Origin of the sequence: Cedecea neteri (assembly GCF_000758325.1) — a bacterium.
Classification (GTDB): domain Bacteria; phylum Pseudomonadota; class Gammaproteobacteria; order Enterobacterales; family Enterobacteriaceae; genus Cedecea; species Cedecea neteri_B.
In genome coordinates, this window is the sequence record NZ_CP009459.1 from 1,303,399 (window position 1) to 1,317,134 (window position 13,736).

The 13,736-nt window shown below is 53.9% G+C and carries 7 protein-coding genes, 2 tRNA genes and 2 rRNA genes; 9 read left to right on the forward strand and 2 right to left on the reverse strand.

Features of this window, described 5'->3' with window-relative positions:
• Positions 1-35 precede the first annotated feature (35 nt).
• Entirely contained in the window at positions 36-737 is a 702-nt protein-coding gene (gene fre, locus LH86_RS06135; protein ID WP_039299338.1) for an NAD(P)H-flavin reductase, read from the forward strand.
• A gap of 119 nt (positions 738-856) precedes the next feature.
• On the opposite strand, the gene fadA is transcribed toward fre, so the two are convergent.
• Both fadA and fadB read right to left on the reverse strand, forming a co-directional pair.
• Positions 857-2,020, reverse strand: coding sequence for an acetyl-CoA C-acyltransferase FadA (gene fadA / locus LH86_RS06140; protein WP_039299340.1), 1,164 nt, complete (start codon positions 2,018-2,020; stop codon positions 857-859).
• A gap of 9 nt (positions 2,021-2,029) precedes the next feature.
• A complete protein-coding gene (gene fadB, locus LH86_RS06145) occupies positions 2,030-4,219 on the reverse strand; it encodes a fatty acid oxidation complex subunit alpha FadB (RefSeq protein WP_039299342.1) in 2,190 nt (729 codons plus the stop codon).
• Positions 4,220-4,409: 190 nt separating this feature from the next.
• Here fadB and pepQ point away from each other — a divergent pair, with 190 nt between their 5' ends.
• The 8 genes from pepQ (at position 4,410) to LH86_RS06185 (ending at position 13,735) form a co-directional block, all read left to right on the forward strand.
• On the forward strand, positions 4,410-5,741 hold the full coding sequence (gene pepQ, locus LH86_RS06150) for a Xaa-Pro dipeptidase (protein WP_039299344.1): 1,332 nt from the start codon (positions 4,410-4,412) through the stop codon (positions 5,739-5,741).
• Positions 5,741-6,355 carry an IMPACT family protein gene (locus LH86_RS06155; protein WP_039299345.1) on the forward strand — a complete coding sequence of 205 codons (615 nt, stop codon included), beginning with the start codon at positions 5,741-5,743 and terminating at the stop codon, positions 6,353-6,355. Before pepQ ends, LH86_RS06155 begins: the two co-directional genes overlap by 1 nt.
• Before the next feature lie 41 nt (positions 6,356-6,396).
• Entirely contained in the window at positions 6,397-7,848 is a 1,452-nt protein-coding gene (trkH, locus tag LH86_RS06160; RefSeq protein WP_008455438.1) for a Trk system potassium transporter TrkH, read from the forward strand.
• Positions 7,849-7,859: 11 nt separating this feature from the next.
• The gene (gene hemG, locus LH86_RS06165; protein WP_039299348.1) at positions 7,860-8,393 is read left to right on the forward strand and encodes a menaquinone-dependent protoporphyrinogen IX dehydrogenase; all 534 of its coding nucleotides are present in this window, start codon (positions 7,860-7,862) and stop codon (positions 8,391-8,393) included.
• Positions 8,394-8,757: 364 nt separating this feature from the next.
• A 16S ribosomal RNA gene (locus tag LH86_RS06170) occupies positions 8,758-10,297 on the forward strand.
• Between the two features lie 68 nt (positions 10,298-10,365).
• Positions 10,366-10,442, forward strand: a tRNA-Ile gene (locus LH86_RS06175).
• A gap of 114 nt (positions 10,443-10,556) precedes the next feature.
• Positions 10,557-10,632: transfer RNA gene (locus LH86_RS06180), tRNA-Ala, on the forward strand.
• 197 nt (positions 10,633-10,829) lie between these two features.
• Positions 10,830-13,735: ribosomal RNA gene (locus LH86_RS06185) — 23S ribosomal RNA — on the forward strand.
• Together the 16S and 23S rRNA genes with 2 tRNA genes alongside form the textbook arrangement of a ribosomal RNA operon.
• Position 13,736 lies beyond the last annotated feature (1 nt).

A 13,736-nucleotide genomic window follows, 5' to 3' on the forward strand; every position in this document is an offset into this window, starting at 1 on the left:
ACGGTTTAGCATTATTGACCCGACAGAGGGGACGCATGACAACCTTAAGCTGTAAAGTGACCTCGGTAGAAGCGATAACCGACACGGTATATCGCGTTCGATTGCTGCCGGAAGGCGATTTCTCATTCCAGGCCGGGCAGTATTTGATGGTGGTAATGGATGAGCGGGATAAGCGCCCGTTCTCTATGGCTTCCACGCCGAGCGAGCGTGAGTTCATTGAGCTACATATTGGTGCCTCTGAGCTCAACCTCTATGCCATGGCGGTCATGGACCGTATTCTGAAAGAACAGGAAATTGTGATCGATATGCCACACGGTGATGCGTGGCTGCGTGAAGACGAAGATCGTCCTCTTATCCTGATTGCCGGCGGCACTGGGTTCTCTTACGTCCGTTCTATTCTGCTGACGGCGCTGGCGCGTAACCCTGAGCGTGAGATTGCAATCTATTGGGGTGGGCGTGAAGAGAAGCATCTTTACGATCTGGCCGAGCTGGAAGGGTTAACTCTGCAGCATCCAAATCTGCGTGTTGAAGCCGTGGTGGAGCAGCCGGAAGAAGGCTGGCGTGGCCGGAGCGGGACTGTGCTCACCGCCGTTATGCAGGATCACGCTTCACTGAGCGGGCACGATATCTATATCGCAGGCCGTTTCGAAATGGCGAAAATTGCCCGTGAACTGTTCTGCAACGAGCGCGGGGCGCTGGTTGAACATATGTTCGGCGACGCTTTCTCCTTTATTTAAGGGCGTTCGTCGTCAGAATAAGCCACCGCATCGTCGGTGGTTTTTTTTATCTTTCAGATATAAAAAACCCGCCCCTGACAGGCGGGAAACACGGCAACTAAACTCAGTTTCGTTTTTTATTAAACGCGTTCGAATACGGTTGCGATGCCCTGACCCAGGCCAATACACATGGTAGCCAGGCCAAACTGCGCGTCGCGACGCTCCATCAGGTTGATAAGCGTGGTGCTGATACGCGAGCCGGAGCAACCCAACGGGTGGCCCAGCGCGATCGCACCGCCGTTCAGGTTGATCTTCTCGTCGATCTTATCCATCAGCCCCAGATCTTTAATACACGGCAGGATCTGGGCTGCAAACGCTTCGTTCATCTCAAACAGGTCAATATCCTGCGCGGTCAGGCCCGCTTTTTTCAGCGCCAGCCGGGATGCTGGCACCGGGCCGTAGCCCATGATGGACGGGTCGCAGCCGACGACGGCCATAGAGCGAACGCGTGCGCGGATTTTCAGACCCAGCTCTTTGGCGCGTGTCTCGCTCATCAACAGCATCGCGGATGCACCATCGGACAGCGCTGAAGATGTGCCTGCGGTGACGGTGCCGTTGACCGGATCAAACGCAGGTTTCAGCGCAGCCAGACCTTCAACCGTGGTTTCCGGGCGAATCACTTCATCGAAGTCATAGCGCTTCAGAACGCCGTCGGCATCGTGACCGCTGGTCGGCATAATTTCCGCTTTGAAGTGGCCGGCTTCTGTGGCAGCCCAGGCACGCTGGTGTGAACGAGCGGCAAACTGATCCTGCATTTCACGGCTGATGCCGTGCAGGCGGGAGAGCATTTCAGCCGTCAGGCCCATCATGCCTGCGGCTTTTGCCACGTTGCGGCTGAGGCCTGGGTGGAAATCAATCCCGTGGGTCATCGGCACGTGGCCCATATGCTCCACGCCGCCAATCAGGCAGGCGTGCGCATCGCCGGTTTGAATCATGCGTGCTGCATCGTGTAGCGCCTGCATGGAAGAACCGCACAGGCGGTTCACCGTGGTGGCAGGCACCGAATGAGGGATTTCTGCCAGCAGCGACGCGTTGCGGGCAATATTGAAACCTTGCTCAAGCGTCTGCTGGACGCAGCCCCAGTAAATATCATCCAGCGCGGCGGCTTCGAGCGCCGGGTTGCGGGACAGGATACTGCGCATCAGATGCGCCGACAGATCTTCAGCGCGTACGTTGCGGAACGCGCCGCCTTTCGAGCGGCCCATCGGCGTACGGATGGCATCAACAATAACAACCTTTTCCATATTCACTCCTCAGGCGCTTTTCAGATCACTGGCCGGGCGGGCTGGCTCGACCGGGGGATAGTACGGCTCGTTGCGTGATGCTTTGGCCTTAAGGCCTTCAGGCACGACGTACAGCGGGCCGAGGTTTTGGTACTGCTGCGCCATATCGAAATACTTCGCGCTGCCCAGGGTATCCAGCCAGCGGAACGCGCCGCCGTGGAACGGAGGGAATCCGAGGCCGTAAACCAGCGCCATATCGGCTTCTGCCGGGCTGGCAATCACGCCTTCCTCGAGACAGCGAACCACTTCGTTGACCATTGGGATCATCATGCGGGCGATAATTTCTTCCTCGCTGAAGCTGCGCTTAGGCTGACTCACGTCTGCCAGCAGGCTATCAACAGCTTCGTCCTGCTCTTTGCGCGGTTTACCTTTGCTGTCTTCTTTAAAGCGGTAGAAGCCCTGTTGGGTTTTCTGGCCATAGCGTCCGGCATCAAACAGAACGTCGATCGCGTCGCGATAATCTTTGCTCATACGCTGCGGGAAGCCTGCGGCCATGACCGCCTGTGCGTGATGGGCGGTATCAATTCCAACCACGTCCAGCAGATAAGCAGGGCCCATCGGCCAGCCGAACTGTTTTTCCATCACTTTGTCGATCTGGCGGAAATCCGCGCCGTCGCGCAGCAGCTGGCTAAAGCCTGCAAAGTAGGGGAACAATACGCGGTTGACGAAGAAGCCCGGGCAGTCATTGACCACGATAGGGGTTTTGCCCATCTTGCTTGCCCATGCCACAACTTTGGCGAGGGTGGCGTCTGAGGTTTTTTCTCCGCGAATGACTTCAACCAGCGGCATGCGATGCACCGGGTTGAAGAAGTGCATTCCGCAGAAGTTTTCCGGGCGTTTCAGCACGCTGGCCAGTTCGCTAATCGGGATGGTTGAGGTGTTGGAAGCCAGCACGGCATCAGGGCGAACCTTATCTTCGGTTTCTGCCAGCACTGCTTTTTTCACTTTCGGGTTTTCAACTACGGCTTCAACGACAACGTCTACACGATCGAACCCGGCGTATTCCAGCGTTGGCTGAATGGTCGAAATCACCTGCGCCAGCTTCATGCCGTCAATTTTGCCGCGCTCAAGCTGTTTGTTCAGCAGCTTGCTGGCTTCATTAATGCCCAGTGCCAGCGACTTCTCGTTAATGTCTTTCATTAAGACCGGCACGCCTTTCCAGGCGGACTGATAAGCAATCCCGCCGCCCATAATACCCGCGCCGAGTACGGCCGCGTGTTTAGGGGTTTCGATATCTTTAGTGAGTTTTTTCGCTTTGCCTTTGACAAACTGATCGTTCAGGAAGATGCCGACCAGCGCGCGGGCTTCATTGGAGCGAGCCAGCGGCACAAAGCTTTGGGTTTCCAGCTTCAGGGCTTCATCGCGGCCAAGACCGGCGGCGGCTTCAATGGTTTTTACCGCAGTCATTGGCGCTGGGTAATGCTTCCCGGCGATCTGCGCCACCATGCCTTTAGCAATGGTGAAGCTCATACCGGCTTCGATTTTGCTTAAGCGTAACGGCTCAAGTTTCGGGGCGCGTTTTGCCTGCCAGTCCAGCTCGCCTTTGATCGCCTGGCGGAGGACTGCCAGGGCGCCATCGCGCAGTTTTTCGGTTTTTACCACACCATCAACTAGGCCAAGTTTTTGCGCTTCTGCAGCGCTAACATCTTTGCCAGCAGTGATAATTTCCAGCGCGCTATCTGCACCTAATAAACGCGGCAGTCGAACGGAACCGCCAAAGCCCGGCATGATGCCTAGCTTGGTTTCCGGCAGGCCAATGCGGGTATCCGGCGTTGCCAGGCGATAATCGGTTGCCAGAACGCATTCGCATCCGCCGCCCAGCGCATAGCCATTCACCGCAGCGATGGTTGGGACGGGGAGATCTTCCAGGCGGTTAAACACGCTGTTGGCAAATTGCAGCCAGTGGGTCAGCTGTTCGGCAGGGACCAGGAACAGCGACAGGAATTCGGTAATGTCGGCGCCAACGATGAAGGCGGATTTGCTGGAACTTAGCAGCAGGCCTTTGAGGTTAGGCTGTTTTTCAAGTATGGCCAGCGCTTCGCCGAGACTGGCGACGGTCGCCGTATCCAGCTTGTTGACGGAGCCGGGGGCATCAAAAACCAGTTCGGCGATGCCGTCTTCCAGCCAGTCGAGATGTAGGGTTTCACCTTGGTAGAGCATGTCAGTCTCCTGAATCCAGCAATGGGATCTGGTCGTACCAGATGAAGCGGAGTGTGGAATTGATGTTAATGAAATGCAAATTTCTCTTTAAATATTTGCAAACTCGATCACAGGCGGCGGAAATAACTCGGTGGTTTGTCCGGTATGCTAAGATGCGATGCGAACAGAGACAAAAACAGAAGGATAAATTATGGAATCACTGGCCGCGCTGTATAAAGATCATGTGGCAACGCTACAGGAGCGTACCCGCAACGTTCTGGCGCGTTTTAACCTTGATGCATTACTTATTCACTCCGGGGAGCTGTTCAATGTCTTCCTCGATGATCATGCCTATCCGTTTAAAGTAAATCCGCAGTTTAAGGCCTGGGTGCCGGTGACTCAGGTGCCTAACTGCTGGCTGCTGGTGGACGGCGTGAATAAGCCGAAGCTGTGGTTCTATCTGCCGGTGGATTACTGGCACAACGTGGAGCCGCTGCCGGAATCCTTCTGGACTGATGATATTGAAGTGATTGCGCTGCCAAAAGCCGACGGTATCGGCAGCCAGCTACCTGCCGCACGCGGCAATATTGGCTACATTGGCCCGGTGCCAGAGCGTGCATTACAGCTGGATATCACGCCAGCTAACATCAACCCGAAAGGGGTTATCGATTATCTGCATTATTATCGCGCTTATAAAACGGACTATGAACTGTCCTGCATGCGCGAAGCTCAGAAAACGGCAGTCGTTGGTCACCGTGCTGCGCACGAAGCCTTCTTGTCTGGTATGAGCGAGTTTGATATTAACATCGCTTACCTGACGGCGACCGGTCACCGCGATACCGATGTGCCGTATGGCAACATCGTGGCGCTCAATGAGCATGCTTCGGTGCTGCATTACACTAAGCTGGATCATCGCGTACCGGCAGAAATCCGCAGCTTCCTGCTGGACGCTGGCGCAGAATATAACGGCTATGCTGCAGACCTGACGCGGACCTGGACGACACAAAGCGACAGCGATTTCGCCCACCTGATTAAAGACGTGAACGAAGAGCAACTGGCGCTGATTGATACTATGAAGTCCGGCGTGCGTTATACCGATTACCACATCCAGTTCCATCAGCGTCTGGCTAAGCTGCTGCGTCGCCACAAGCTGGTGAACGACATCAGTGAAGAGGCGATGCTGGAAGCCGGGATTACTACCCCGTTCATGCCGCACGGCATCGGGCATCCGCTTGGGTTGCAGGTTCACGATGTAGCCGGGTTTATGCAGGACGATACCGGGACACATCTGGCTGCACCTTCGCAGCATCCTTACCTGCGCTGTACCCGCGTGCTGGAACCTCGCATGGTGCTGACCATCGAGCCAGGTCTGTACTTTATCGAATCGCTATTGGCACCGTGGCGTGAAGGGCAGTACAGCAAGCACTTCGACTGGAAGCGTATTGAAGCCCTGAAGCCGTTTGGCGGCATCCGCATTGAAGATAACGTCGTTATCTATGAAAACAGCATCGAAAACATGACGCGTAACCTGAAGCTCGCGTAATGGAAAGCTGGCCAATCCCCGCTGAGCCTGTCACGGTCAGCGAGGAGATCAAGAAAAGCCGCTTTATTACCCTTGTCGCCCATACGGACGGGGTCATAGCGGCGAAAGCGTTTGTTGAGAAAGTCCGCTCTGAACACCCGGACGCCCGCCACCACTGCTGGGCGTGGGTCGCTGGCGCGCCGGATGACTCGCAGCAGCTAGGTTTCTCAGATGACGGAGAACCTGCTGGCACCGCAGGAAAGCCCATGCTAGCCCAACTGATGGGGAAGGGTATTGGTGAAATCACTGCGGTGGTGGTGCGCTACTACGGTGGGGTTAAGCTTGGCACTGGTGGCCTGGTGAAAGCCTATGGCGGCGGTGTACAGCTGGCGTTGAACCAGCTTACGACAGTGCTCAAAGTGCCGTTAACCGAATATACTTTGCGGTGCGACTATTCGCAGCTGGCGGGTGTGGAAGCGCTGCTCAAGCAAAGCGATGGCTTCATCGTGGAAAGCGACTTCCAGGCCATCGTTGCTCTGCGAGTCGCATTGCCGCAAACCCAGTTGGCTGCCTTCAGCGGCAGGTTGAGTGACTTTAGCCGCGGTGCGTTGCATTTATTGCCGTTTGAACAATAATCCCACCTCGTTATTTATAGATATTTAAGGAAGCGGCTGAAATGCATTTTCGCGCCATTACCCGAATCGTTGGCCTGTTGGTTATCCTCTTTTCCGGAACCATGATACTCCCCGGCTTAGTGGCTCTAATCTATCGAGACGGTGCCGGCCGCGCCTTTACCCAAACCTTTTTTGTTGCGCTGGCGATAGGCTCTTTACTGTGGTGGCCGAACCGCCGCGAAAAAAGAGATCTCAAACCCAAAGAAGGTTTCCTGATCGTTGTGCTGTTCTGGACCGTGCTGGGTAGCGTGGGTGCGTTGCCGTTTGTCTTTGCCGAGCGGCCGAATCTGACGGTAACAGACGCCTTTTTTGAATCCTTCTCTGGCCTGACAACGACCGGTGCGACAACGCTGGTGGGGCTGGACTCTTTACCTCATGCGATTCTTTTCTATCGGCAAATGCTGCAATGGTTCGGCGGGATGGGGATCATCGTCCTGGCGGTGGCCATCTTGCCTATTCTTGGCGTCGGTGGGCTGCAGCTGTATCGGGCAGAAATGCCGGGGCCGCTTAAAGATAACAAAATGCGCCCGCGTATCGCCGAAACGGCAAAGACGCTGTGGCTTATTTATGTCCTGCTGACGATTGCCTGCGCGCTGGCGCTTTGGTTCGCGGGGATGCCGGCGTTTGACGCTATCGGGCATAGCTTCTCTACTATTGCCATTGGCGGCTTCTCGACACATGATGCGAGCGTGGGCTACTTCAATAGCCCAACCATCAATACCATCATTGCCATCTTCCTGCTGATCTCTGGCTGTAACTACAGCCTGCACTTTTCCCTGCTGAGCGGGCGCAGCCTCAAGGTGTACTGGCGCGATCCGGAGTTTCGGATGTTTATCGGCGTTCAGCTCTCGCTGGTTCTGGTCTGCACGCTGGTGCTTTGGTTCCATAATACCTATCAGTCAGCCTGGCAGACGCTGAACCAGGCTTTCTTCCAGGTCGTGTCGATGGCGACCACCGCGGGCTTTACCACGGACAGCATCGCTCGTTGGCCGCTATTCTTGCCGGTATTGCTGCTTTGCTCTGCCTTTATTGGTGGCTGCGCCGGGTCTACCGGCGGTGGCTTGAAAGTGATTCGTATCCTGCTGCTGTTTAAACAAGGTAACCGCGAGCTGAAACGCCTGGTGCACCCGAATGCCGTTTACAGCATCAAGCTTGGGAACCGGGCCTTGCCGGAACGAATCCTTGAAGCGGTATGGGGATTCTTCTCTGCTTATGCGCTGGTGTTTATCGTCAGTATGCTGGCTATCATCGCGACCGGTGTCGATGACTTCTCTGCTTTTGCCTCTGTTGCTGCAACGCTCAATAACCTGGGCCCGGGCCTTGGCGTCGTTGCCGACAACTTTGCCAGCATGAATCCCGTGGCCAAATGGATCCTGATTGTGAATATGCTGTTTGGCCGCCTTGAAGTATTTACCCTGCTAGTACTGTTCACGCCTACTTTCTGGCGCGAGTAACCGGAGCCTGTGTGAAAACCTTAATTCTGTTTTCGACCCGAGATGGTCAAACTCGTGAGATTGCTTCTTATATCTCTTCTGAACTGAAAGAGTTGGGCGTGGAGAGTGATGTGGTCAATCTTCATCGCTGCGAGGAAATTACCTGGGCGAATTACGACCGGGTGATCATTGGCGCTTCTATTCGCTACGGCCATTTCCATGCCTCTGTTGAGACGTTCGTGAAGAAGTATCAGTTGCAGTTGAAGGAGCGCGCGAGTGCATTTTTCGCGGTCAACCTTGTTGCCCGTAAACCAGAGAAACGTTCGCCGCAGACAAACCCTTACACCCGTAAGTTTTTGCTTAACTCGGTTTGGCAGCCCGATCATTGTGCCGTGTTTGCCGGTGCATTGCGTTACCCGCGTTATGGCTGGCTGGACCGCTTCATGATCCGCTTAATTATGAAAATGACCGACGGTGAAACGGATACAAGTAAAGAAGTGGTTTATACCGATTGGCCGCAGGTAGCCCGATTTGCCCGTGAAATTGCACAGTTAAGCACCAAATAGCGTTGTAAATAAGCGGGTTGGCGAAAAAGAATGCGGTCAGAAAGTTTTTTTAAATAAACGCTTGTCACCGCCGAAGAACTCCCTATAATGCGCCTCCACTGACACGGAACAACGGCTTGCAAAGCGGCGTGTCAGGCGGAGTGAAGCGAAAAATAAATGCTTGACTACGCAGCGGGAAAGCGTAATATGCACAGCCCGCGCTACTGAGAAAGTAGCACTGCTCTTTAACAATTTATCAGACAATCTGTGTGGGCACTCGCAGGATTGATATCTCAGCATCTTCGGATGCAAATAAATATCAAGTCTTGAAGAGTGACTACTGATTTTATAAACAGTTTTAATTCTTTGAGCATCAAACACTTTTAAATTGAAGAGTTTGATCATGGCTCAGATTGAACGCTGGCGGCAGGCCTAACACATGCAAGTCGAGCGGTAGCACGGGGAGCTTGCTCCTGGGTGACGAGCGGCGGACGGGTGAGTAATGTCTGGGGATCTGCCTGATGGAGGGGGATAACTACTGGAAACGGTAGCTAATACCGCATAACGTCGCAAGACCAAAGAGGGGGACCTTCGGGCCTCTTGCCATCAGATGAACCCAGATGGGATTAGCTAGTAGGTGGGGTAATGGCTCACCTAGGCGACGATCCCTAGCTGGTCTGAGAGGATGACCAGCCACACTGGAACTGAGACACGGTCCAGACTCCTACGGGAGGCAGCAGTGGGGAATATTGCACAATGGGCGCAAGCCTGATGCAGCCATGCCGCGTGTATGAAGAAGGCCTTCGGGTTGTAAAGTACTTTCAGCGAGGAGGAAGGCGTTAAGGTTAATAACCTTAGCGATTGACGTTACTCGCAGAAGAAGCACCGGCTAACTCCGTGCCAGCAGCCGCGGTAATACGGAGGGTGCAAGCGTTAATCGGAATTACTGGGCGTAAAGCGCACGCAGGCGGTTTGTTAAGTCGGATGTGAAATCCCCGGGCTCAACCTGGGAACTGCATTCGAAACTGGCAAGCTTGAGTCTTGTAGAGGGGGGTAGAATTCCAGGTGTAGCGGTGAAATGCGTAGAGATCTGGAGGAATACCGGTGGCGAAGGCGGCCCCCTGGACAAAGACTGACGCTCAGGTGCGAAAGCGTGGGGAGCAAACAGGATTAGATACCCTGGTAGTCCACGCCGTAAACGATGTCGACTTGGAGGTTGTGCCCTTGAGGCGTGGCTTCCGGAGCTAACGCGTTAAGTCGACCGCCTGGGGAGTACGGCCGCAAGGTTAAAACTCAAATGAATTGACGGGGGCCCGCACAAGCGGTGGAGCATGTGGTTTAATTCGATGCAACGCGAAGAACCTTACCTACTCTTGACATCCAGAGAACTTAGCAGAGATGCTTTGGTGCCTTCGGGAACTCTGAGACAGGTGCTGCATGGCTGTCGTCAGCTCGTGTTGTGAAATGTTGGGTTAAGTCCCGCAACGAGCGCAACCCTTATCCTTTGTTGCCAGCGGTTCGGCCGGGAACTCAAAGGAGACTGCCAGTGATAAACTGGAGGAAGGTGGGGATGACGTCAAGTCATCATGGCCCTTACGAGTAGGGCTACACACGTGCTACAATGGCGCATACAAAGAGAAGCGACCTCGCGAGAGCAAGCGGACCTCATAAAGTGCGTCGTAGTCCGGATTGGAGTCTGCAACTCGACTCCATGAAGTCGGAATCGCTAGTAATCGTAGATCAGAATGCTACGGTGAATACGTTCCCGGGCCTTGTACACACCGCCCGTCACACCATGGGAGTGGGTTGCAAAAGAAGTAGGTAGCTTAACCTTCGGGAGGGCGCTTACCACTTTGTGATTCATGACTGGGGTGAAGTCGTAACAAGGTAACCGTAGGGGAACCTGCGGTTGGATCACCTCCTTACCTAATAGATACAACCCGCGTAGTGCTCACACAGATTGTCTGATAGAAAACGAGCAGTAAAACCTTATAGGCTTGTAGCTCAGGTGGTTAGAGCGCACCCCTGATAAGGGTGAGGTCGGTGGTTCAAGTCCACTCAGGCCTACCAAATTTTCCCCTGTTCTGCGTTGCACCTCAGACTCGCATACCTCAGTATGCGTCGCTAAGTTGCGCCTTGATCAGTGAAAAATTGAGGTGGAAATAAGGTTTTTACGAAATCGATGGGGCTATAGCTCAGCTGGGAGAGCGCCTGCCTTGCACGCAGGAGGTCAGCGGTTCGATCCCGCTTAGCTCCACCATCATTTCATGCACCAAAACTTACTTCAGAGTGTACCGGTGACGGTGTACTGCGAAGTATTTGCTCTTTAACAATCCGGAACAAGCTGAAAATTGAAACGACATGTCGTCTCATTCTTCCGTAATAAAGAATGAGGTTAAGACATGTTCGAGTCTCTCAAATTTTCATAATCTGAAGCGAAACATCTTCGGGTTGTGAGGTTAAGCGACTAAGCGTACACGGTGGATGCCCTGGCAGTCAGAGGCGATGAAGGACGTGCTAATCTGCGATAAGCGTCGGTAAGGTGATATGAACCGTTATAGCCGGCGATTTCCGAATGGGGAAACCCAGTGTGATTCGTCACACTATCATTGCGTGAATACATAGCGTAATGAAGCGAACCGGGGGAACTGAAACATCTAAGTACCCCGAGGAAAAGAAATCAACCGAGATTCCCCCAGTAGCGGCGAGCGAACGGGGAGCAGCCCAGAACCTGAATCAGTTTGTGTGTTAGTGGAAGCGTCTGGAAAGTCGCAGGGTACAGGGTGATACTCCCGTACACTAAAATGCACAAGTTGTGAGTTCGAAGAGTAGGGCGGGACACGTGGTATCCTGTCTGAATATGGGGGGACCATCCTCCAAGGCTAAATACTCCTGACTGACCGATAGTGAACCAGTACCGTGAGGGAAAGGCGAAAAGAACCCCGGCGAGGGGAGTGAAAAAGAACCTGAAACCGTGTACGTACAAGCAGTGGGAGCCTCTTTATGGGGTGACTGCGTACCTTTTGTATAATGGGTCAGCGACTTATATTCTGTAGCAAGGTTAACCGTATAGGGGAGCCGCAGGGAAACCGAGTCTTAACTGGGCGTTAAGTTGCAGGGTATAGACCCGAAACCCGGTGATCTAGCCATGGGCAGGTTGAAGGTTGGGTAACACTAACTGGAGGACCGAACCGACTAATGTTGAAAAATTAGCGGATGACTTGTGGCTGGGGGTGAAAGGCCAATCAAACCGGGAGATAGCTGGTTCTCCCCGAAAGCTATTTAGGTAGCGCCTCGTGAACTCATCTTCGGGGGTAGAGCACTGTTTCGGCTAGGGGGCCATCCCGGCTTACCAACCCGATGCAAACTACGAATACCGAAGAATGTTATCACGGGAGACACACGGCGGGTGCTAACGTCCGTCGTGAAGAGGGAAACAACCCAGACCGCCAGCTAAGGTCCCAAAGTCATGGTTAAGTGGGAAACGATGTGGGAAGGCACAGACAGCCAGGATGTTGGCTTAGAAGCAGCCATCATTTAAAGAAAGCGTAATAGCTCACTGGTCGAGTCGGCCTGCGCGGAAGATGTAACGGGGCTAAACCATGCACCGAAGCTGCGGCAGCGACACTATGTGTTGTTGGGTAGGGGAGCGTTCTGTAAGCCGTTGAAGGTGAACTGTGAGGTTTGCTGGAGGTATCAGAAGTGCGAATGCTGACATAAGTAACGATAAAGCGGGTGAAAAGCCCGCTCGCCGGAAGACCAAGGGTTCCTGTCCAACGTTAATCGGGGCAGGGTGAGTCGACCCCTAAGGCGAGGCCGAAAGGCGTAGTCGATGGGAAACAGGTTAATATTCCTGTACTCGGTGTTACTGCGAAGGGGGGACGGAGAAGGCTATGTTAGCCGGGCGACGGTTGTCCCGGTTTAAGCATGTAGGCGGGAAGTTTAGGTAAATCCGGACTTCTGTTAACGCTGAGGTGTGATGACGAGGCACTACGGTGCTGAAGTAACAAATGCCCTGCTTCCAGGAAAAGCCTCTAAGCATCAGGTAACATTGAATCGTACCCCAAACCGACACAGGTGGTCAGGTAGAGAATACCAAGGCGCTTGAGAGAACTCGGGTGAAGGAACTAGGCAAAATGGTGCCGTAACTTCGGGAGAAGGCACGCTGTCGGTAGGTGAAACCCCTCGCGGGTGGAGCTGAAGGCAGTCGAAGATACCAGCTGGCTGCAACTGTTTATTAAAAACACAGCACTGTGCAAACACGAAAGTGGACGTATACGGTGTGACGCCTGCCCGGTGCCGGAAGGTTAATTGATGGGGTTATCCGCAAGGAGAAGCTCTTGATCGAAGCCCCGGTAAACGGCGGCCGTAACTATAACGGTCCTAAGGTAGCGAAATTCCTTGTCGGGTAAGTTCCGACCTGCACGAATGGCGTAATGATGGCCAGGCTGTCTCCACCCGAGACTCAGTGAAATTGAAATCGCTGTGAAGATGCAGTGTACCCGCGGCAAGACGGAAAGACCCCGTGAACCTTTACTATAGCTTGACACTGAACATTGAGCCTTGATGTGTAGGATAGGTGGGAGGCTTTGAAGCGTGGACGCCAGTCTGCGTGGAGCCAACCTTGAAATACCACCCTTTAATGTTTGATGTTCTAACGTAGACCCGTGATCCGGGTTGCGGACAGTGTCTGGTGGGTAGTTTGACTGGGGCGGTCTCCTCCTAAAGCGTAACGGAGGAGCACGAAGGTTAGCTAATCACGGTCGGACATCGTGAGGTTAGTGCAAAGGCATAAGCTAGCTTGACTGCGAGAGTGACGGCTCGAGCAGGTGCGAAAGCAGGTCTTAGTGATCCGGTGGTTCTGAATGGAAGGGCCATCGCTCAACGGATAAAAGGTACTCCGGGGATAACAGGCTGATACCGCCCAAGAGTTCATATCGACGGCGGTGTTTGGCACCTCGATGTCGGCTCATCACATCCTGGGGCTGAAGTAGGTCCCAAGGGTATGGCTGTTCGCCATTTAAAGTGGTACGCGAGCTGGGTTTAGAACGTCGTGAGACAGTTCGGTCCCTATCTGCCGTGGGCGCTGGAGAATTGAGGGGGGCTGCTCCTAGTACGAGAGGACCGGAGTGGACGCATCACTGGTGTTCGGGTTGTCATGCCAATGGCATTGCCCGGTAGCTAAATGCGGAAGAGATAAGCGCTGAAAGCATCTAAGCGCGAAACTTGCCCCGAGATGAGTTCTCCCTGACCCTTTAAGGGTCCTGAAGGAACGTTGAAGACTACGACGTTGATAGGCTGGGTGTGTAAGCGTAGTGATACGTTGAGCTAACCAGTACTAATGATCCGTGAGGCTTAACCTTA

Coding starts and splice junctions, on each gene's coding strand:
- pepQ (WP_039299344.1), top strand. CDS start 4,410: ATGGAATCACTGGCCGCGCTGTATAAAGATCATGTGGCAACGCTACAG.
- fre (WP_039299338.1), top strand. CDS start 36: ATGACAACCTTAAGCTGTAAAGTGACCTCGGTAGAAGCGATAACCGAC.
- trkH (WP_008455438.1), top strand. CDS start 6,397: ATGCATTTTCGCGCCATTACCCGAATCGTTGGCCTGTTGGTTATCCTC.
- fadA (WP_039299340.1), bottom strand. CDS start 2,020: ATGGAAAAGGTTGTTATTGTTGATGCCATCCGTACGCCGATGGGCCGC.
- fadB (WP_039299342.1), bottom strand. CDS start 4,219: ATGCTCTACCAAGGTGAAACCCTACATCTCGACTGGCTGGAAGACGGC.
- LH86_RS06155 (WP_039299345.1), top strand. CDS start 5,741: ATGGAAAGCTGGCCAATCCCCGCTGAGCCTGTCACGGTCAGCGAGGAG.